This is a genomic window from Streptomyces sp. CA189 (genome assembly GCF_056428985.1).
On record NZ_JBWJVM010000124.1, the window covers coordinates 1 to 17641 of the forward strand.

The following is a 17641-nucleotide window of genomic DNA, read 5'->3' on the forward strand; positions in this document are numbered from 1 at the left end:
GCGACACCGCCCGGCGAACAGCCTTCGAACGGATTCCCCACACCCTTGCATCAAGACCCGACGGTGCACCCCGCGACGTCCAGCGCGCTGGCGATGAGGGTCTGTTCGTCGGCGGAGAGCGGGCGGGTGTTGTCCCACTCGTTGCGGCCGTCGTAGCCGAACAGGGCGACCGGGCCGCGTGTCTCGGGCGCGGCCTCGACGGGGAAGCCTGCGACGTGCGCGAGCACCGCCGCGGCGAAGGGATTCGGCGCGTACTCCTCGGTGAGGAGCAGGGCGCAGTCCGAGGTGGCGATCCGCAGGCGTGCGTCGTCGGTCAGGAACGCGCGGCCGATGCCGTGCGGACCCATCGCGGCCTCGGCCGTGGCGATCCGCTCGCCCCACTCGGCGCGGCCGTCAGGGTGGACCAGGACGTAGACGGGAGACGCTGCCATGGTGCGGATTCCTTCCGAGTGATGGTGCGAGTCCGACCAGCATCTCGAAGTCGCGGCGCCCGTACGGCCGTACCGGCCGAAGACACCCAACAGGTGTACGCGCGAGGGCTTCCCCACCAAGATCACTCAGGATCAAGATCATCTAGAGTGCTAAGGTATCGTCACCTTCCGCTGACGATACGGCCGCCCCTGGGCGGCCTTTTTGCTGTCCTGGACGACCCGGCAGACTGCTGGGATGAGCACCACACGAAGGCCTCTTGGCCTCGGTCCGGCGACGTCGCCGACCGCCTCGTCCGACCGCACAGCGCAGCGTCTGCTACCGGCCGAGCGGGCGGGGGGCGAGCGCCTGGTGGACGTCGGCGATGACGGCCAGGACCTCGCGCAGCCTGGGGGCCGGCGGGTCCTGGGGCCGGGCTTCACGTCGCCGGAGGGTCGCACAGAGAAGTAGTCGGCGTGCCGAGACCCCTTGTCCGATGGCTGTGACCTGCGGGTATGACGCAACGGCCGTGGTTTGGAAGGGGACTCCGAACGGGACCCGAAAGAGGACCCGGAACGGGACCCCGAACGGGACTTCAAAGGGGACTCGAAACGGGACCCCGCCGTCCGGCCTCGGCCACGGGTCCAGGTGGGCGGTGTCGTTCGGCGCGGACGGCGGTCGGCCACGACGAGACCTGTTCGCGCCGGGCGATGCCGACCTGCGCAGGGGTCTGGGGGCGGCGGTGCCCCCAGCACCCACCGGCGTTCAGTGGCTGAACGCCCACCGGCCGGTTCCCTCGGGGAACAGGGTCAGCGAGGTCTCGGCGGCTTGGGGCCTCCCCGGCTCGGTGGGTTGCGCCGTAGGTGCGCGGGCTGTGCGGACGCTGCTCCGGTGTACCGGGGGCCGGTGCCCGGCTTCCTCACCGCCTTGCGGGCCGGAGCCTGGGCCGCGGCAGCCTTGCGGGCGTAGGAGGAACGCCCGCGGTCCTCGACCTCGGTCTTCTCCTCGGGCATCGCGTCGCGCAGGGCCTGCTCCTGGAGGATGACCTGGATGGTCTTCTCCATGCTGGCGATCTCGCCGGTGAGCCGCTCGACGTCGGCGCGGCCGTTGAACCGCCTGGCCTTGCCGTGGACCTGGTCCTGCTGCTGGGCTTCGGCCACGAGCTGGGGCCAGTCGGTGCGCAGCTGCGCGAGCTCGGCGGCGGGGTCGCGCAGACCGGTCTGCGTACGGGCCGCCTTGGCGGCCTCGCCGGCGGCGGTGAGCGCCTGGGCCTCGGCCTTGACGTTCAGCTCGACCTCCTCGCTCGCGTCCTTCACCCGCTGGGTCTCGGTCGCCCTGTTGCTGCCGAGCCGCCACAGCTCCCACCTCGACATGTCCTTGCGGGTGTCGGCCTCCCGCCACACCGCGCGGGCCGCCTTCGCTGCCTCCTGGGCCGCGCGCGCGGTGCCCAGGTGTTCCTCGGCGGCCGTCATGTGGGGCTCGGCCTTCTCCAGGAGGTCGAGGCGCTGGTGGAGTTCCTGGACGTGGGGGCCGGTGATCTGGCCGGTGGCGATGGAGTCGCCTGCGGTGATCTCCGCCTGCGCCTGCGTCTTCTGCGTCACCAGGGTCCGCAGGTCGCGCAGACGGCTCTGTCCTTCGTTGGCGAGGTCGCCGCGGCTGAGCTTGCCGTAGGGCCGGCGGACGCTGTCCGCCCAGTACGGGGTGCGCGGGGGCGGGATGGGCAGCGGGTCGGCGGGGACGGGCTCCCCGGCGGCGATGGCCCGCCACTGCGCGAGGAGGGCGGCGGCCGGGTCGGTGGAGCGGGCCACCGGCTGCTCGGGCACGGGCGCGATGCCGCGCTCGGCGAGACCCTGGTTCAGGATCGCGGCGCCGCGCTCGGCGAGTTTGCCGAGCCGGTCCTTCGGGACGGCCTGCAGAGTGCCGGACTTCAGCCGGGCCGCGGCGGCCATCGCGGTGCGGGGGTCGGGCACCGGCTTGGGCCCGTCGCCCAGCACCTTGTGGAGATCGGCCCACCGCAGATCGCGGGCGACCTTCGACGCGGGCACCCATACCTGGGCGTCGGCGGCGTCACTCCAGCCCTCCAGCGTGAAGCTGTAGCCGTTCATCCGGCCCGTGCTGGGCGCGACGTTGGCGCGGAAGCCCACCCCGGAGTCGGCCAGGCCGGACTCGAAGGCGGCGCGGCCAAGCCCCTTGCTCGCGTCCCGGACCTCGCGCACGATGCGGCGGAGCTCCTCGCGCTCGGGCGGCAGGGCGGTGTCGAGCTCACGGCCGCGCCGGCGGGCGGCCTGCAACTCGTTGTTGCGGACCTGCGGGCCCTGCGGCCGGAAGCGGTCGGCGGCGCGGACCAGGCCGTGCTCCTGCTCCAGCCGGTCGGCGCTCTCGCGGGCGCGGCGGAAGTCCCACCGGTCGGTGAGCAGCTGCGCGTTCCAGTCGACGCGGGACACGGTGAGGTGGATGTGGTCGTCCCCGTGGCGGATTGCGACCCAGGGTGCGGCGTCGAAGCCCATGTCCCGGATGAAGTCCTCGGCGATCTGCGCCCACTGGCCGTCGGGGAGGATGCCGTCCTCGTCGGGCAGGGAGAGGGAGGCTCGCCAGATGGGTGCCGTGATCTCCGGGCGCAGCCGGGCCGTGTGGTCGATCATCCGGGCGACCTGCATCGGCGTGCCGGTTACCGTGCCGGCCACGATCCGGGGGTTGAGGTGCTCGTCTCGGCGGCCGGGCCCAAAGTCGTAGAGGATCGCGCCGACGGCCTTCTTCCCCTTGGTGACGTTGGCGATCACTCGGGGTCCGTCGGGTCCATCGGCGCGATCCCGCGCAGCGCCAGGGCCGCGTTGCCGACCGCGAAGAGCGCGGCCTCGATGGCCGGGTGGAGCTCGCCGTCCATGTGGCTGTACCGGACGAGCTGGTTGAGGTTCGCGCCGATCCGGCACAGCTCCTCGTACGTCGCCTCGCTCACCGGGTCCAGCTGCACCGGCTTCGCCACCGCGGCCGGCGCCTGACCCTCGGCGGCGGCCAGGCGCTCCTCGACCACCGCTCGCACCCACGCGCCCAACTCCTTGCGGCCGGACTCGACCCTGGCCTCGTCCCACCGTTCCCGCTCCCCGTTGTTCAGCCGTACGGACACCGTGTGTCCGCGCCTCGCCCCCGGCGTGCCCCGTGCCATCGCTCCCCCTCGACCGTCACCAGTCGCCAATTGGCGACTGGTCCACCAGTCGTATCACCTGCGGATATCCGCACCGCTTGCGGGGCGGACCCGGTGCCAGGGGCCGCGACAGCGGCCACGGTCACCGTCCCGCCGTGCGGCCCTCAGGGCCGCTCGCGGGACCCGACCGCCGGGCCTCAGCCACCACGGGCGCGGCCGTCCGCGCCCAGCCGTGCGGCCCCTCGGGCCGCCGGCGGACCGCCCCCTCGGGGCGGTCCTTCCCCCCGGCAAGCGGAGCGCCGCCGGGGGCGAGGTGCCATAAGCGAAGCGCATGGCATACCTCGCTGCTTCGAAAGGGTGAGGCCAGGAGGGTCAGGTGCGACTCGGCGTCGCCTTCGAAGCCTGGACGGCGCGGGACTTGGTCACCGGCCTGATGTGGATCGGATCGGAGCCCCCTGGGGCTTCGATGGCCGGCGCTTGCGTCGGTCGATCCGAGGACCACAGGCAGTCGGTTGATCAGCTCCGGTCGCAGATCCAGGTCACCGGCGGGCCGGCGCAGAAGTCGCACGGGCCGAAGCTCGCGCAGTCGCCCCAGCCGCGGTGGGGCAGCGCGACGCTCGGGCAGCTCTCGCCGCGCGAGCACGACATGCTGCCGTCGCGGTGGTCGAGCTGGATGCCCGAGCATCCGCCGGCGGGCGTGATGCCTGCGGGGCGGGCGGCGCGGGTCTGCTGGCGGACCTTGCGTCCCATCGGGAGCTCCTTCGTGGGGGGGCGGGTGTAAAACCGGGTGTAAAGCGAGGTGTTACTTGGCTGGGGGCTGACCCCCGCTCCGACCTGGGCTTCTCTCCTTCCGTCCCCGAGACCACCCACTCCCTTCGTCCCTTGAGAGTGGGTGGTCTCGGGATCTACAGGAGAGAGGTCGGAGCGGGGGTCAGCAGGTGAAGAGTTCGGGTTGGGGGTGAGTTGGGGGATGTGAGGGGTTTTGGGCAGGGATGTGGTGTGGAGTTGGGGTGGGGAGGGGTTCGGGTTCACGGAAGTCGGGTGGGGTGGAGTCGTCTAGGTCGGACCAGACGTCGTGGCCCCAGGTGAGCTTCCAGGATTCGAGGAGGGTACGGAGGCCGGTGAGGCCGGAGGCTTCGAAGGCGTGCTGGGCGTCGAGGCGGCGGGTGGGGACCTTGAGGATGACCTGGAACCAGGCGTCGAGGCGCACGCCGAGGACGTCGATGAAGGCCGGGCCGGGCTCGGTCTCGGGTCCGGAGGGTTCGTCGTCGTCGTTGCCGCCGTCGTGGATCTCCTCGTCGGTCCGGCCGTCGAAGTGCTTGGCCAGGGGGTTCAGGTTGTCGGACCAGCGCAGCCACCACACGCCCCTGATGGCGTCCTCATACTGGGCCCACAGCGCCATGTCCTGCGGGTTTCCGGTGTCGGCGTAGTCCTGGGCGATCTGCCACGGGGTCCGCCGGCCCTGCTTCCCTGTCTTGGTGAGCAGGCCGGTCATCTCCTTGGCGATGTACCGGGCGAAGGCCTCGACGTCGCCGTTCTTCGGGACGTCCAGGCGCACTCCGTGCTTGCGCTTGATCGTGTAGCCGCCCGCGCGGGCGACGCCCTTCTCCCAGCGCTGGAAGAGGATCTGCTCAAGCTCCTTGCGCTGGGCCTCGGTCAGGGGCCGGGCGAGGAAGTACGTGACGTGGAAGTGGGGGTGCCAGCCGTTGGCGGAGCCCCAGGTCGTCTCGAAGACTCGGACATCTCCGATAATTCCGTACCGAGCCCGGATCTTCTGCCAGTTCTTACCGGACTCACGTCCGAAGGCGTACGACCATGCCTTGCGCTGGACGCTGATCAGTTGGGCGAGCGGCGTGCGGCGGTAGTGCTTGAGCGTGAAGGTGCCCATGGCCAGCCCCCCGCCCTTCTCGTCGCGCAGCTTGTCGAAGGGCGCGGGCAGCGTGGAGTCGCCGTTTGCCCAGGCCATCGCGGCGGCGGCGAGCTGGTCGCCGCGGGCGGTACGGATCCTGTTTCCGCAGACGGGGCACAGGTTGGCCTTGCGGCAGGTGCGTACGTTGACCCAGTTCGTCCGGTTCTTGGCCTTGTTGTAGCGGAGCTTCATCCGGCCGACGCCCGGGATCGGCAGGCGCCCGCACTTCGAGAGCGTGTCGTCGTGGGTCATCTTCTGGAGTGCGATCCGCAGCTCGTGCCAGTGGTCGCGCTTCTTGTTCGCCTTCTTCGTCGCGGCCGACCCGGCCGACGGCGGCTCGCCGTCGGTGTTCCGGACCTGCTGGGCCTGCGCCGGGAGGTTCGCCCGACGTGTCCCCGGAGCGTCTCCGATGTCCTCCGGCGAGACGGATACCCGCAGGTCAGACGCTTTTTGACTGGTGCTGAGGTCGGGGGGGGGGGTTGCACTCCGGCCCCCCTGACCAAGGCCCGCCTCCGTGCTCCCAACGGCATCAGACGGCCCCTCACCCTCAGTGGGGGGAGTGGGGTGGGTGAGGCCGGTGCGCTTCGCGCGGGCAGTCGCGCGGATCTTGCGCATGTCCGCGTCGAACTTGTCGAGCGCCGAGTCGTGGCTGGGCACGAACGTCTGGCCCGCTTCGCGGGCGGCGTCGCGGCCTTGGGCGAGGCCGGCGGCGGCGGCCTCGCCGAACCGGCTGACCCAGCGGGCGAGCTGGGCGGCGTCGGCGTCGACCTTGACGGGCGGGTACTCGGCGGCGTGGAGGGCAGCCTGCCGGTGGCGAACCAGGTCGCGGGGGGTGGGGTCTGCGGGAAGGTCTGCGGAGGCGGGGGCCTCCAGCTGGCTGCGGCGGTCCGCGCGTTCATCGCGGTCAACGGCAGGGAGCTGGGGGACAAACGTGGATACACCCGACGTATCGGTCGGGTGATCGTCTGGCACGTTGGCCCGGACAGGTGTTGCGGGACGGCTCGTCCCGGGTACGCTGATCAAAGCGTTGGGTCCTTGCTGCTCGCCTGAGAAACGAAGTAAGGGTCCGCGCGGGGCGTTGCCGGAGGGTCGAATTTCCGGTGGCGCCCCGTTTCTTTTGCGGGGTGTTCTGTTGTGTCGTTGATCCTTTCGCAATTCGGCGGGGATATCCACCGCCATGCCGAAAGAGCCAGCAGACATCTCGCGTGGCGAACAAAGGGCCCGTGACGAATCCCGCGTCACGGGCCCTGCTGTTTGTGCCGTCCCGTCAGGCGGGACGTCGTTTCCGGGTGTTCGTTATTCCTTGTACGCGACGGCGCCGAGGCCGGAGTGTGCCCGGTTGAGTGCGCCGCGGAGAGTGTCGGCGGCTCCGGCCGCGATGGTCAGGCCAGCGTGCGCGGCCTCCAGGTCGGCGGCGAGGGTGTCGCGGTCGCTCTTGAGATGGCCCTCGGCCTCCAGTCGCTTGAGGAGCTTGGCGATCTGGTCCAGGGCCTGCGGGAGCATCCCGGCCATGTAGGAGAGGTTGCCGACGACGCTGTACGCGTCGCCCGGGTACTCCCAGTCGGCCTGGCGGCCGAGGGTGGCGTGGTTGAGAGCGCGGATCACGTCGCCGGCGGTGTCGGCGAGCTGGGCGGGGGTCTTGTCGGTCATCTGACGATCCTTTCAGGCGGGTGTGACAGCGGAGACGCTGTCGCGGAAGTCGGTGGTGCCGCCGCAGGAGCGGGTGGAGCCGGTGGCGCCGGTGACGTACGGGGTGAGGTTCTGGGCCTGCCACATGTCGCGTGCAGTCTGGATGTGGTTGGGGCAGACGTAGGCGGCGGCGTCGAGGTTGCCGTGGGCGGTTCCGCCGGCGGGGCTGTACGCCTCAACGGCGGTGGTGACGGTGCCGGTGCAGTGGTGGGGCATCGTGCCGAAGTGGATGGGCATTGCGGTCTCCTACTGCTGGGCGTCGGCGGGCTCAGGGGCGAAGAGTTCCTGCTGTCCGGCCATCTGGGAGATGCCGCGCCGGCGCAGGGCGGCGTACTCGTGGGCGATCCAGGCCGGGGTGGCCTTCCCGGCGAGGAGCTGTGCGGCCGTGGCCTGGGGCAGGCCCTGGCGGTAGGCGTCGTACACGACGGCCCTGGCCTGTTCGGCGGGTGCGGTCTGGCTCATCGGTTGTCCTCCTGCTCGGTGTTGCGGTCGGGTCCGTGACGGGTGGGGTGGCTGTTCAGCCGTCGTATCCGTCCTTGATGAGCTGGGCTGCTTCGGCGCGGCGGACGGACGCGGTGGCCTGCTTGAGGGCCAGGAGGTCCATCACGGTCTGGAGGTCGACGAGCTCGGTGAGCTCCTGGAGCTCGCGGGCGCGGGGGTTGGGGCCGGCCTTGGCGAGCATCATCCGGGCGACCTTGCGGATGTCGCGCTGGGTCTTGGGGAGCGTGGACATCTCGTCGGCTTCGGTGGCGCGGAGCTCGGCTTCGGCGGCGGCAGCCTTCGCTTCGCTGGCGCGGCGGTTCAGCTCCTCGGCGGCGGCGTTGGCCTTCGCGGTCGCCTCCTTCTTCACTGCGGTGAGCCGGTCGGCTTCGGCGGCGGCGGTCTTCGCTTCGGCCTCTTGCTGAAGGGCTTCGGCGGCGCGGGCCTTGGCTTCGGCGCCGCGCTTGTTCGCTTCGGTGGCGCGCAGGTCGGCTTCGGCGGCGTCGGCGAGTGCTTCGGCGGCGTCGCGGGACTGGACCGCTCCGGCTTCGGTGACGGCGGCCCGTTCGATGGCGTCGGCCTTGCGCTCGGCGGCGGCGACGTCGCCGCGGATGTCGGCGGCGGTCACGCCGCGGCGGCGGTCGCGCTCGGCTTCGCGGCCGGCCTTCTCGTCCTCCCGGTCGAGGCGGCTCATCGCGGCTTCGTGGTCCAGCTTCGCCTTCTCCTCGGCGAGCTGGTGGTTGCGCTCGGCGGTCTCGTGCTGGCGGCGCTGTTCCTTGGCCTGCATCCGGTCGGGGAGGGCCAGGGCCTCCTCCATGTCCACGCCGTGGGGGGCGAGGAGGCCGGGGAGGCGGTCCACCGCGGCTTTCCGTGCGGCTTCACGGGCCTCGACCGCCAGGGCCTCGGCCTTCTCCAGGTCCTTCTGGATGTCGAGCCAGACCTCATGGATGGCCAGGTCACGGCGCTGTTCGCGGACCTGGTCGTAGTCCTGCTCCCACTTCTTCATCACGCGGAAGATGCCGGCGGTCTCGATCGGGTGCATCGCCCACCGGTGCCAGGGGATGACGTCCCGCTTCTGTCCGCGCTCCAGCGCGGCGACCTGGACCAGGTAGTCGCGGCCGGACTCCACCAGGACGATGGCGAGGATCGGGGGGAGGCTGTGCGGGACGGACATCTCCCAGTTGGTAAGTCCGTGCGCCATGGAGTTGAGGACGATCGTGGCGGCGGCCATCGCGTGGGCGGCCGGACGCAGCCACCGGTACGGGCGCAGGTGCCTGGACACAAACAGCAGGTCCATGCTCAGGAAGATGACGATCGCCGCGTCGACGCCGACGGCGAAGAGGACGGACTGGGCACCCTCGTTGAAGCCGAAGCGCTGCCAGGCGGCTGCGGAGAGGTTGTTGAAGCTGAGGTAGAAGCCGATCCCGAGGAGGAGCGGACCGCCGATCAGGCACACGGCGGCGAGGCCTCGGCTGATGCGGATCCGTGCCTTGGTGTCCTCGGGCGCGGCGGTGCCCGAAGCGGATCCGTGTGTGGGCGAAGCCTGGACGTGCGTCGCCGAAGCGTCGCTCGGCGTGGGCGAAGCGGGGGCGGGACGGGCGGGGCCCGGGACGTGTACGGCGGGCTCCAGGGTGGTCGTCATCACTCTCCTCGGTGTGTGGGCGAAGGGGTCCCGGGCGGAGCCGAAGCGTCCGCCCGGGGGTGGGTGGTCATGGTCTCTGCGGATCCCCGGTTGACGAAATGAGTTCGATTGCGGGGTGTCGGGCGGTGGCCTGCCCGGCCGCTCCCCGGGGGGAGGGGCCGGGTGCTCTTCCCCGTCAGCGGCAGTCCTTGCAGCGGCCGTTCTTCGTCTTCTCGGTGGACCAGGTCCCGCACTTCGCGCACTGCCAGAGGTGGGAGAGCGCGCGGGCCAGGCCGGGGAGGGTCACCGGGTTCCGCCGGTGAGGCGGGTGGTCCAGGCTCCGCAGCGGGCGCACACCCACTGCCGCAGCTTGGCGCTGTGCTTCATGGGGCGGCCGTGGCAGACCGGGGCGGTGTGGCGGCTCACTTCCACCACTTCCTCGCGCCGGTGGAGTCCTGGTCGGTGGTGCCGGTGCCAGCGGTGGGCTGCTCGGCGGGCGCCTCGGTCCAGCCGCCGGTGGCGCCGGAGTAGCCCTTGCCCTGCTGGAGCTGGTCGGTGGTGAGGTTCTGGCGGAGCTCGTCCTGGGAGATCGTCTTGCGGAATGCCATGATGTGGGCTCCATCTCTTCTGGGGTGGTCGCCCGTCCCGGGGTTGCTTGGTAGGTGGCCCGGGACGGGCATTTCTGCTGTTCGGAGGAGGGTCAGCCGCCGCAGGGGAAGATGCCGTCAACGTCCGCGAACTGGTGCCGGACGTACCCGGCCATCGCGCCCCATCCGCCGCTGTGCGTACCGCTGGTGATCTGCCGGACCCACACCAGGCCCGGGTCCGAGGGGTGGCAGCCCTGGATGCTGGCCTCGTCCTCGGTGCCCATCGCGCCGAGGATGGTCGTGCCGTCCTCGGCACGGAGCAGGAGGCCGCCCGTGCCCGCCTTCGCGGTCAAGTCCACGGTCGGACCCTCGTAGTGGACGTAGCCGGGGGCGGGGCTCTTCTCCGGCAGGGTCGTCACGGCCGCGCCGGTGCCGAGCGCGGCGGCGAGGACGGTTCCGGCGATCTTCGTAGCGATGACCATCAGGTGCTCCTTCTGGGGTGGTCCCGGGGCTGCTTGGTAGGTGGCCCGGGACGGAGATTTTCGGGGGCCCGATCCCCTTGCAAGGCGGGCGGGTTGGGCGTGTAGCCGGACCTGTAGCCGGGCCGTAGACGACCCAAGGCCGGTTTGTAGAACCGCAGGTGAGACGGCCTGTAGCCGCGTCTACGCGGTGTCCTGGGTCGACCCCTGGGAGGGGTCGGGGGAGAGGGGTTTCACCAGCCGGAGACGGGGCCCCGGCACACCCCCCGCGACCACCCCGCCGGGCACCCCGGACGGGGCCTCGGCGGGGGCCCGGACGGGGGCCTCGACCGGGGTCTGAGCGGGGGTCTGGACGGGGGCCGGCGGGGGTGTCTCGACGGTGGTCGGGTACATGTTCCGGAAGGCCACCGAGACGCTCGATCCGAGCACTCCGGCGAGCTCCTCGACCTTGACCCCGTAGTCGACTTCGCTCCCCAGCGGCGGCACGCCCTTGGGCTGCCGGGTGGACTTGGCGACCGGGACCTTGGACGCCTCCAGCCAGTCCCGCATGTCCTTCTTGGTCATCGCGCCGGGGGAGAGGAGACCAGCGGCCTCCGCCGAGGCGATCAGGGAGACGACGTGCAGTCCCCCCTTGCCGCCGTACTCGTCCTCCAGCTGGGCCAGCCGCGCCAGGATGTGCCGCTGGAGCTTCTGGCCGGGGGAGAGGTACGTCCTGGCCGTATCGGCATCGTCCTCGACGTCGTCGTCCAGGTCCTCCTCGACGTCGTCGCGGTCGGCGTCGTCCTCCAGGTCCTCGTCCTCGAACTCCTCGTCGGGGTCGTCGCCCTGGTCCTCCTCGACCTTGGCGACGGGCAGGGGAGGAGCGAGCATCAGGGCCGCCGCGACCCAGGCCAGTCCCCCGGCGGTCAAGATCAGCGGCTGCTGCGGGGCGAGCGCGGTGACGGCGGCCTCGCCGACGAGCATCCACGCGGCGTACAGGCCACCGGCGCCGATGGCCGCGCCGATGCCGAGGATGCCCGCCGTGTCGCCGCGTCCCCGGACCACAGGGGCGACGGGCGGCGCGGTGGCCGTCTCCGGGTCGAGGTGCTCCTCGTCCTCGTCCTCCTCGGGCTCCTCGCCTGCGGCGGCCTTCTTGCGGCGGCGCGCGCGGCGGGCCTTGAGACGCGCCTCGACCTTCTTCTTCGCCGCCTTGTCGGCCTCTTCCTGCTTCTCGGCGGTGGCGGCCGGGTCCTGCGCGGCCATGTTCCAGGCCCAACTCGCGGCGATGGGCAGGCAGCGGCAGATCTTGCCGCCGAGGATCATGGATCCGGAGACCAGCGCGGTGAGGGTGGGCCCGATCCCCTGGAGGCGGCTCACAGGGCACCTACCGCGTTCGCGGCCATGAGGATGCCGTTGTAGACGATTCCCCAGATCCCGCCCGCGTTGGCGTAGATGACCCCGGCCCCGATGCCGAGGGCCGCGGGGATCCACATTTTTTTCCACTCGAAGAGGAAGATCACGCAGGTCAGGGCGAGGGCCGTGCCGCCGAGGGACATGTTGCCGAACGTGCCTCCGGCGATGAGGGACTTGGGGATCTCGGCCGCAGCGCTGGAGAGCTGGCTGAGCGCGGCGCCCGCCGTGGCGGACAGCACCCCCAGGCCGATCCCCAGGCCACCGGCCTTGTCCCGGTTCAACTTGACGCGCTTCGAGCCGCGCAGTCCGGCCAGCAGCACGATCCCGTTGGCGAGGGCGATGCCGGAGGTTCCGGCTCCTCCGAGGCCTCCGCCGGCGGCGAGCACCACGTCGGTGGCGATGGTCAGGCTGTTCACAGCAGTGCTCCAGGTGCGTAGAGGAGGGAGGAGGTGATGACGGTGGCGAGCGGGATGCGGGCCAGCCACCGGAACGGACGGCGCCATCCGGCGGCGCGAGATTCGAGGAAGGTCCAGCACAGGGCGCCCGCGCCCCCGGCGACGATCAGCGGGGCGAGCAAGGTCGACCACGGGTCGGACCAGGCCAGGAACTCGGCGACGAGCGGCGCGGTGCCCTGGCCCCAGTACGCGGCGCCCACGGCTGCCCCGATCGGCGCGGCGGGGGCGAAGGGGCCCAGCAGCCACTTGACCGGGCGGGTGATCCGGTAGGCGCCGTATCCGGCGACGAGGGTGATGGCGAACGCGGTGCAGTTCGGGATGGCGCCCATCACCGCGCCCATCACCGGCTCGGCACCCCGCAGGGTCCCGGTCGCCGGGAAGAGCAGCAGGTGCCCGGTGAGCGCGGCCGTGCCGTTGTACGCGGCCCAGCGCAGTCGCGGGTTGGAGACGGCGGTGACGACGGCCGCCTCGACCTCTCCGGCGAGCGCGGCCGGGGTGGTCTGGCCACGGAGGGCCGCGAGGGTGGCCGCGCCGAGGCTGACCTTCTCGGGCTTCTTGGCCTTCTTCGCCTTCTTCCGGCTCTTCTTCGCCTGAGGCGGGATCGGGGCCGGCGCGAGGCGGGCCTTCCTCTTCGTACGGCGCGCGGCGGCCGTGGTGCCCGCGCTCACAGCTCGCCCGCCCGCTCCAGCGCCAGGTACAGCGCACGGCGCTCGGACTGGCGCAGACCCGCCCGGACCCCGTTGATCTGGAAGGCGGACGGAACCTCTCGCATCTCGCTGACCAGGCAGGCCGCCATCAACGGGCAGCCCTCGCACATACCCAGGACGATGCGCTCGGCGTGGTTCGGCGGCTGGGACAGCCCCGACGCGTGGATCTCCGGGAAGAACGCCTCCGGGTCGACGGTCGAGCAGACGGCCACGGTCCCCTCCGGGACCGGCCGAAGGGTCCGGGTGAACATCCGGTACCGGACCACGAGTTCGTCCGTCCCGGGGCGAGCGGTGTGCCGTAAGGCAGCCGTACCCATGGCAAATCCTCCCCATTTGCTGGGATTTGACGACCCGTCGGGCCGTCCCGATGCCATGAAGGTACAGCACTAGACCCGAAAAGGTCCAGCACTGAATCCAGTGCTGTACCTATGGCGGGGAGTGGTCTACCGTCGGGGGTACACAGCTGGACTCGAAGGGGGTCTAGCAGGCACCACAAAGGAGAGCAGCGATGGCCGAAGGCGAGGGCTACGCGAGCATTGCCGCGTACTACGCCGACCGGATCCGGACGGGCGCGATCCCCGAGGGCGAGCAGCTGCCCTCACTCCGCGATGTCTGCAACATCCACGGCGTATCCATGAAGACCGCCGCGCGCGCGTTCCAGCAGCTCAAGAGCTGGGGCCTGACCATCGCCAAGGCAGGCGTCGGCACCATCGCCGCGGGGCCGGTCAGCGACAACATCGAGGGACGGGTTCGTACGTACGCGGCGACCGGCCGGGCTCTCGCCGTGGGGGAGAGCTCCAGGATTCTGGAGATCGGGACGGTGGCTGCGGACGAGATCGTGGCGGCCCGGCTGGAGATCGAGCCCGGAGCGCCCGTCGCGGTGCGCCGACGAGTGGTCAGCCGCAACGGCGTTCCGGTCCACTACTCCTCCAGCTACTACCCCGCCTACGTGATCAGCGCGGTACCCGAACTCACCGAAACGGTGAGCACCGGAGGATCCCGTGAGCTCGCCGCCAAGCGGCTCGGCAGCCGCCAGAAGAGCGTCGTCGAGGAGGTGACCAGCCGTTACGCGACCGACGTCGAGAAGGACGCGCTGGGACTGACCGGGCAGGTGATCGTCACCCAGATCGTGCGGACCGTGCACTTGAGGGACCAGCGCATCGTCGAGGTAGGCGTCAAGATCGTCAGCGCATCGACGGTCCTGAAGTGGCGTACCGAACTCGACATCGACGACGAAGACCAGAGCGAGGAGCAAGCCCAGCCGTAGGCCTGCCCTTCCACGAGAGGTCCCCGCCGATTTCGGTGGGGGCTTCGTCGGTTCCCGCCCTCGTCGATCACCCTCGGCAGGGACCATCCCGCATCTACGCTTGTCCTGCTGGCCGTTGACACCACCGGCCCGGGGGAGAGGACGCTCCATGCCGGACGAAGCGAAGAACGCGCTGGTCGCAAGGCGCATCGCGGAGCTCGAAGCGGAGCTCCACAAGTTCTCGATCCTGCTCTCGAACCTCCAGGAGTCCCCCGACAGCTCCGGCCACCGGTACGCCACCGAGCGGATCGAAGCCATCGTCGAGGAGATCGAGACCCTCAAGGCACCGCCGGTCGAGGATCAGCCGGCCAAGGACGCACCGCCCGTGCACACCGTCCTCTTCGTGTTCAGCGTGATCCTCATCGTGTACGGGCTCGCCCAATCCGCATGGGGCGCCGTGGTTCTCGGCATCGGCCTCGCCGTCGCCTCCGCCGTGGCCAAGGTCAAGACCACCACCACAGCTACTGACGGCCGTCAGTAGTCCCCTGTTCCTACAGACGAGTGCAGGTCAACGCGTTGCGCACCCCTCGTCAGTAGGTGCTCGTCAGTAGGTCCGTCAGTAGATCGGCCGGGCCCCTGCCTGCGGCTCGACTGTGGGGCGCCTACCGTCAAATGGCATGCGCGGCCACCTCCGGACGGCGACCGCGGGCGCGCTGGGCGACTTAAAAGCAGCAGCGGCGGGGGAGGGGTGCCCGGGTGGCCCTCCGGCGACCGTGCGCCGGCCTCCTCGGTGGCTCGGACCGTACCCCCGGATCACGGATGCGGGCGCGTGAGGGGCACGGACGCTGATGCCGTGGCTGGCGGGGAGCTGGCAGCTGCCGCGATGTAGCCGAGCCCGGCACTCTCGCGCCGCTCGTACACGCATCGTCGTGGCTGAGGACGAGTGCGGGCCCGGACGGGGCACAGGTCACCACGGGCGCGTCGGGCTAGCCCTCGTCGTCGGGCTCGACCTCGAACAAACCCGGCTGCTCCCGTACCCGCGCCGTCCGCTCGACCGCGACCAGCCACGGATTCCCAGACGGAGCCGGTGGAAGCGGTATCGGCGAGGCCGTCATCGCGCTCCGGCGACGGGCCTTGGGCGCGGGCAACGGCACAACGACCGGGGGAGCTGCCGGGGGATCCGGCACCGCCGGGGCCGGGACCCACGCCACTTCCGCCGGCTCCACCACGTCCTGGCCCCGCAGCTCGACGGGTGCCCCCACACGGCGGTCATCGAAGTTGCGCAGCATGTACGACTTCTGGCGGCAGGCAGGGCTGCATGTCTTGCGCCGGCGCCCGGACCCGCGGGGCTGCTCGATCCGCTTCCCGCACACGTTGCAGGTCACCAGGTCGCCCGCGTCCTCGACCGCCGGGTCTCTCTCGCTCATGCCCGCCAGTCTCCCATTTCGTCACTGACGAACCGTCCATTTCGTCACTCACGAAACAGGGATCCGGGTCTTACGTCAGTGACGAAATGAGGCGGTCGTCAGTGACAAAAAGAAGCCGATGCCGGGGCGGAGAGCATGGCCCCCGGCCCTCCTACGCGCTGACCTGCGGCGATGCCGGGCACCCCCGGGCTCGGTTTTTGACCTGCCTGACCTGTCATCGCAGGTCAGGACTTGGCAGTGATGTGGCTCGGCTTGCCACGTTGCCACATCGCTGGCAGGCCACCGGCAGGTCGCTGCCAGGCCAGGACCACATCGTGGCGGGCCACGGGCCCGTCAGCGCCACATCGCGGCAGGACCCTGGCAGGCCGAGCTGTCGAAAGTTTCTCTACTGGATCAAGGCGCCTTCGGCGCGCGGCCCGCCCGCCGGCGGACCGCCATCGACAGCGAGGACCAGGAGCCGCGGCGACGTCGAGCACCAGGACGTCGCCGTCGATCGCCGGGAGCATCGCTCCGCCACCAGCCTGCTCAAGAGCGGTTACCGGTTACCGGTTACAGGTCCTGTGGCCGCCAGGTTCGCGCTGCTCAGGGCAGACGGGGGCAGCGCTCCGGCCTGTAACCGGTAACCGGTAACCGCCGGCTTGCTCGGGCTCGGTCCGCCGGCCTTTCCCTCCGATCCGTCCCGGGCCTGCGCCAGCATCCCCCGAACGGCGCACAACCGATCCCGTCCGGGAATCGTTCAGCAGACCGCCGCACCCCGGCACCTGCGCCAGGGCCTCGCGTGACTTCTCCACGCGAGGCCCTGGGCTGTTTGCGGCTACCGCGCCGACCACACCGGGCAGGCCGCCTCGTGGACCGTGGTCATCAGCACCGTGCCGCCTCGCCAGCCGCGCACCCGTTCCACCACACAGCAGTCGTGCTCGCGTTCCCAGGCCGGAACCCGGGCCCGGACTGGCTCCCGCTCCTCGGGCAGGTCCACGACCGCCTCGACGGGAAAACCACGCCAGCGCCTGCGCGACCTCACAACCAACCCACCCCTCCCGAACTCACCAGTCATGCCTCCATCCTCCCCGGCCTCCGTCGCCGTTGACGTACGACAACGCGGACCAGGAGCACAGGCTTCTGCGGCCTAGTAGCCCTTGTCGGGCGGGCAGTCAGGGCATACGTCGGTCTGGTGGTAGGCCGTCGGGCGGCAGAACTGCCAGCCGGCCTCCCTGGCGCGGATGTGGATGCCCGGCGCTTCGGTCTCGGCCTGGCCGTCGTGGAAGACGGCATCGCATCCGCTCTGGTCACAGGTCATCGTGCCGATGGGACGGGTGCCGAGCCCGGTGTACGTCACGGTCATGTGCGCGTCCTCCGATCAGCAGCCGCAGTCACAGAGGCAGTTGTCCCGGCAGGGACGGCACTCGTCACAGCAGTGGGTCGTCATGGCCACCACGCTACCGATCGGGAACGCGGGCCCACCCGTCTTCACGAGACCGGGGGCAGCGGGATCGCGATGGACGCGACGATGCCGTCCATGGCGTCGTTGAGGACCGCCTCGCGCTCGCCCGGCTTCATCGCGGTGAGCACCGTGGTGGCGCCCTTCGCGTCGAGGGAGAACGCCACGGCGGCCTGGGTGTCGGCGCCCGGTACGCGGGGCAGCTTGACGCGCCGCAGGGCCTTGCGCGAGGGCGGGCTGATGACGGGCCCGCCGTTGGGGCCGAACAGCTCCAGCGCGGTGTCCGGGAGCGAGCCGCCCAGCTCGACACGGCGGTTGAGGGTGCTGATCACCCAGGTGGTGAACAGCTTCCCGAAGTCGTCGGTGAGCGTCACGGACAGCTCGGCGATCAGCCGGTCCTGGCACGGCAGGCACCGCTCCAGCCCCGCGGCCACCAACGTGTCGCAGCGTTCGGAGTGCCAGGAGTCCTCATCCTCCGGCAGCTGGTGAACGCCGTCCTTCTCGCAGATCTGCGTCGTCATGCCCAGCACGGTAGCGACACCGCCCGGCGAACAGCCTTCGAACGGATTCCCCACACCCTTGCATCAAGACCCGACGGTGCACCCCGCGACGTCCAGCGCGCTGGCGATGAGGGTCTGTTCGTCGGCGGAGAGCGGGCGGG

General features: G+C 71.0%; 22 protein-coding genes. 2 read left to right on the top strand and 20 right to left on the bottom strand.

All coding sequences use genetic code 11. The features are described 5' to 3' along the window. Nucleotides 1–50: 50 nt before the first annotated feature. The 16 genes from AC061S_RS42475 to AC061S_RS42550 form a co-directional block, all read right to left on the bottom strand. Nucleotides 51–431 carry a hypothetical protein gene (locus AC061S_RS42475; protein WP_478691230.1) on the bottom strand — a complete coding sequence of 127 codons (381 nt, stop codon included), beginning with the start codon at nucleotides 429–431 and terminating at the stop codon, nucleotides 51–53. A 786-nt stretch (nucleotides 432–1217) separates the two neighbouring features. After that, nucleotides 1218–3188, bottom strand: a complete 1971-nt coding sequence (locus AC061S_RS42480; RefSeq protein WP_478691231.1) for a relaxase/mobilization nuclease domain-containing protein — start codon at nucleotides 3186–3188, stop codon at nucleotides 1218–1220. Next, nucleotides 3185–3571, bottom strand: a complete 387-nt coding sequence (locus AC061S_RS42485; protein ID WP_478691232.1) for a hypothetical protein — start codon at nucleotides 3569–3571, stop codon at nucleotides 3185–3187. Before AC061S_RS42485 ends, AC061S_RS42480 begins: the two co-directional genes overlap by 4 nt. Nucleotides 3572–4066: 495 nt before the next feature. Further along, entirely contained in the window at nucleotides 4067–4300 is a 234-nt protein-coding gene (locus AC061S_RS42490; RefSeq protein ID WP_478691233.1) for a hypothetical protein, read from the bottom strand. A gap of 181 nt (nucleotides 4301–4481) precedes the next feature. Beyond that, nucleotides 4482–6431 (bottom strand): rep family protein, encoded by a 1950-nt coding sequence (locus tag AC061S_RS42495; protein WP_478691234.1) that lies wholly within the window; start codon nucleotides 6429–6431, stop codon nucleotides 4482–4484. Between the two features lie 324 nt (nucleotides 6432–6755). Further along, entirely contained in the window at nucleotides 6756–7109 is a 354-nt protein-coding gene (locus AC061S_RS42500; protein WP_478691235.1) for a hypothetical protein, read from the bottom strand. Between the two features lie 12 nt (nucleotides 7110–7121). After that, complete coding sequence (locus AC061S_RS42505; protein ID WP_478691236.1) at nucleotides 7122–7385, bottom strand: hypothetical protein; 264 nt, start codon at nucleotides 7383–7385, stop codon at nucleotides 7122–7124. Nucleotides 7386–7394: 9 nt separating this feature from the next. Beyond that, complete coding sequence (locus tag AC061S_RS42510; protein ID WP_478691237.1) at nucleotides 7395–7610, bottom strand: hypothetical protein; 216 nt, start codon at nucleotides 7608–7610, stop codon at nucleotides 7395–7397. Between the two features lie 55 nt (nucleotides 7611–7665). Beyond that, nucleotides 7666–9270 (bottom strand): DUF2637 domain-containing protein, encoded by a 1605-nt coding sequence (locus AC061S_RS42515; RefSeq protein ID WP_478691238.1) that lies wholly within the window; start codon nucleotides 9268–9270, stop codon nucleotides 7666–7668. Nucleotides 9271–9552: 282 nt separating this feature from the next. Then, nucleotides 9553–9675 (bottom strand): hypothetical protein, encoded by a 123-nt coding sequence (locus AC061S_RS42520; protein ID WP_478691239.1) that lies wholly within the window; start codon nucleotides 9673–9675, stop codon nucleotides 9553–9555. Further along, nucleotides 9672–9857 carry a hypothetical protein gene (locus AC061S_RS42525; RefSeq protein WP_267829467.1) on the bottom strand — a complete coding sequence of 62 codons (186 nt, stop codon included), beginning with the start codon at nucleotides 9855–9857 and terminating at the stop codon, nucleotides 9672–9674. The genes AC061S_RS42520 and AC061S_RS42525 overlap by 4 nt, the downstream gene beginning before the upstream one ends. A gap of 92 nt (nucleotides 9858–9949) precedes the next feature. After that, nucleotides 9950–10318: a hypothetical protein gene (locus AC061S_RS42530; protein ID WP_478691240.1), complete on the bottom strand. Its 369-nt coding sequence runs from the start codon at nucleotides 10316–10318 to the stop codon at nucleotides 9950–9952. Nucleotides 10319–10498: 180 nt separating this feature from the next. After that, nucleotides 10499–11671, bottom strand: coding sequence for a hypothetical protein (locus AC061S_RS42535; RefSeq protein ID WP_478691241.1), 1173 nt, complete (start codon nucleotides 11669–11671; stop codon nucleotides 10499–10501). Beyond that, a complete protein-coding gene (locus AC061S_RS42540) occupies nucleotides 11668–12123 on the bottom strand; it encodes a hypothetical protein (RefSeq protein ID WP_422525297.1) in 456 nt (151 codons plus the stop codon). The genes AC061S_RS42535 and AC061S_RS42540 overlap by 4 nt, the downstream gene beginning before the upstream one ends. Further along, complete coding sequence (locus tag AC061S_RS42545; protein ID WP_478691242.1) at nucleotides 12120–12830, bottom strand: hypothetical protein; 711 nt, start codon at nucleotides 12828–12830, stop codon at nucleotides 12120–12122. The genes AC061S_RS42540 and AC061S_RS42545 overlap by 4 nt, the downstream gene beginning before the upstream one ends. Then, entirely contained in the window at nucleotides 12827–13186 is a 360-nt protein-coding gene (locus tag AC061S_RS42550; RefSeq protein ID WP_478691243.1) for a WhiB family transcriptional regulator, read from the bottom strand. Before AC061S_RS42550 ends, AC061S_RS42545 begins: the two co-directional genes overlap by 4 nt. A gap of 191 nt (nucleotides 13187–13377) precedes the next feature. On the opposite strand from AC061S_RS42550, the gene AC061S_RS42555 reads away from it, so the two are divergent. Further along, entirely contained in the window at nucleotides 13378–14136 is a 759-nt protein-coding gene (locus AC061S_RS42555) for a GntR family transcriptional regulator (RefSeq protein ID WP_478691244.1), read from the top strand. Between the two features lie 148 nt (nucleotides 14137–14284). Continuing rightward, entirely contained in the window at nucleotides 14285–14656 is a 372-nt protein-coding gene (locus AC061S_RS42560) for a hypothetical protein (protein WP_478691245.1), read from the top strand. Nucleotides 14657–15101: 445 nt separating this feature from the next. Here the strand turns inward: AC061S_RS42560 and AC061S_RS42565 are convergent, their stop codons facing one another. The 4 genes from AC061S_RS42565 to AC061S_RS42580 form a co-directional block, all read right to left on the bottom strand. Next, nucleotides 15102–15542 carry a hypothetical protein gene (locus tag AC061S_RS42565; protein ID WP_478691246.1) on the bottom strand — a complete coding sequence of 147 codons (441 nt, stop codon included), beginning with the start codon at nucleotides 15540–15542 and terminating at the stop codon, nucleotides 15102–15104. Nucleotides 15543–16356: 814 nt separating this feature from the next. Next, a complete protein-coding gene (locus tag AC061S_RS42570) occupies nucleotides 16357–16563 on the bottom strand; it encodes a hypothetical protein (protein ID WP_478691247.1) in 207 nt (68 codons plus the stop codon). A 105-nt stretch (nucleotides 16564–16668) separates the two neighbouring features. Then, nucleotides 16669–16884: a hypothetical protein gene (locus AC061S_RS42575; RefSeq protein WP_478691248.1), complete on the bottom strand. Its 216-nt coding sequence runs from the start codon at nucleotides 16882–16884 to the stop codon at nucleotides 16669–16671. Nucleotides 16885–17009: 125 nt separating this feature from the next. Beyond that, complete coding sequence (locus AC061S_RS42580; RefSeq protein WP_478691249.1) at nucleotides 17010–17501, bottom strand: hypothetical protein; 492 nt, start codon at nucleotides 17499–17501, stop codon at nucleotides 17010–17012. Nucleotides 17502–17641 lie beyond the last annotated feature (140 nt).